Here is a 1,627-nt window from a genome sequence, read left to right on the forward strand (position 1 = left end):
AAAAAAGTGACGATAATCAAAGAAGTGAATATTTCCACTTGACAATTGTCATTTCATAACAGAAAGCGTGGTGCTGCCTGGATCTAAATATACAACAGAATAATCAGATACAAACTCAATGGCCTTTCGGGCAATTTGATCTTTTAACTCTGTATTTTCTTCGACTTTTACTTCAATGGGCAATTCATCGTATCCATCTTTTCTATGCACGTAACCATGTGTCTTATTCACTTGGCCTCGTTGTTCTAAAACAAAAAGATCTTTACGTAAGGTCTCGGTTGTAACCTGGAAAAATTCGGCAAGTTCTTTGATGCGAAGGGAAGGTTGTTGTTCCAATTTTTTCAAAATTTCATTTCTACGTTTTTCATTATTCTTTGACATATTATCTCCTAATTCTTGGCTTTCCGATAAATTATACTATATTACCAAGTTTTTTACCCTTTATTTTGATTAAAACCAATCTTTTTATTGAGAGAAGGGAATGAATGATGTACGCTTTACACAAGGAGATGATAAGGATGAAATTACAGGTTGCTTTGGATACATTAAGCCTGGAGGAATGTATTCAACTTTTAGAACAGACAAAGGGAAGTGTAGAGATTGCTGAGGTGGGTACTCCATTTATCATTGAAGAAGGAATGGTGCCTGTCAAAGAGATTCATAAAAGATTTCCGGAGATTGAAGTCCTGGCCGATGCGAAAATCATGGATGCCGGTGAATTTGAAGCCGATAAATGTTTTGAAGCCGGTGCTTCTATTGTAACTGTTTTGGGTGTCAGTCATGATGAAACGATTCAGGGAGTTGTACGATCCGCTAAAAATCATAATGGAAAAGTCATGGTCGATATGATCAATGTCCATGATTTAGCCGCAAGAACCAAAGAAATCGATGAAATGGGTGTCGATTATATTTGTGTTCATACAGCTTTTGATGTGCAACAATCCGGACAAGATCCATTAGAAGAATTAAAGATCGTCAATAAAATTATTCATCATGCGAAAAGTGCGGTTGCCGGGGGCGTAAAGCTGGAAACCATTCAGGATATCGTTAATGAAGGTGCTGACATAATTGTGGTTGGCGGTGCCATCTGCAATGCCGAAAATCGAGCAAAAATGGCAAAAGAGATGAAAGGATATTTAAAATCATGAATACAATCGAATATGCAAAAACAGTATTAAATGAACTGCAGCATACATTATTAAGTATAGATGTCAAAAAAGCAGAACAGTTTGTTGAACTTGTGGATCAGGCTGATGAAATCTTCTGTGCCGGTGCAGGACGAAGCGGATTTCAAGTCAAAGGATTCGCGATGCGTTTGATGCATATGGGAAAGAAATCTTATGTTGTAGGAGAAACATGCACACCGAATATCAAAAAGGACGGAATCTTAGTGATTTGTTCTGGCTCCGGTGAAACAAAAAGCTTAGTTAATCATGCGCAAAAAGCCAAAGAGGTCGGTGCTAAGCTTGCTTTGATTACAATCAATCCTGAATCGATGATAGGAAAGATGGCTGATGTTGTCATTGAAATCAGTGCACCAAGTCCAAAAAGTGCAAAAGAAGGACAAATTAAATCTATACAACCTATGGGATCCTTATTTGAACAATCCGAAGGTTTGTTTATGGAT

At 37.4% G+C, this 1,627-nt stretch carries 3 protein-coding genes; 2 read left to right on the forward strand and 1 reads right to left on the reverse strand.

Features of this window, described 5'->3' with window-relative positions; all coding sequences use genetic code 11:
• Positions 1–48: 48 nt before the first annotated feature.
• Positions 49–381, reverse strand: coding sequence for a DeoR family transcriptional regulator (locus U0M88_RS06390; RefSeq protein WP_331869269.1), 333 nt, complete (start codon positions 379–381; stop codon positions 49–51).
• Between the two features lie 137 nt (positions 382–518).
• Here U0M88_RS06390 and hxlA point away from each other — a divergent pair, with 137 nt between their 5' ends.
• Both hxlA and hxlB read left to right on the forward strand, forming a co-directional pair.
• On the forward strand, positions 519–1,148 hold the full coding sequence (gene hxlA, locus U0M88_RS06395) for a 3-hexulose-6-phosphate synthase (protein ID WP_331869270.1): 630 nt from the start codon (positions 519–521) through the stop codon (positions 1,146–1,148).
• A partial coding sequence (gene hxlB, locus U0M88_RS06400) for a 6-phospho-3-hexuloisomerase (protein WP_331869271.1) occupies positions 1,145–1,627 on the forward strand: 483 nt, incomplete at its 3' end. The genes hxlA and hxlB, both read left to right, overlap by 4 nt.

Origin of the sequence: Faecalicoccus sp. (genome assembly GCF_036552745.1) — a bacterium.
GTDB lineage: Bacteria > Bacillota_I > Bacilli_A > Erysipelotrichales > Erysipelotrichaceae > Faecalicoccus.

What these genes read in the sequence shown, in the direction of transcription:
- U0M88_RS06390 (WP_331869269.1), bottom strand. Translation starts at nt 381, where the DNA reads ATGTCAAAGAATAATGAAAAACGTAGAAATGAAATTTTGAAAAAATTG.
- hxlA (WP_331869270.1), top strand. Translation starts at nt 519, where the DNA reads ATGAAATTACAGGTTGCTTTGGATACATTAAGCCTGGAGGAATGTATT.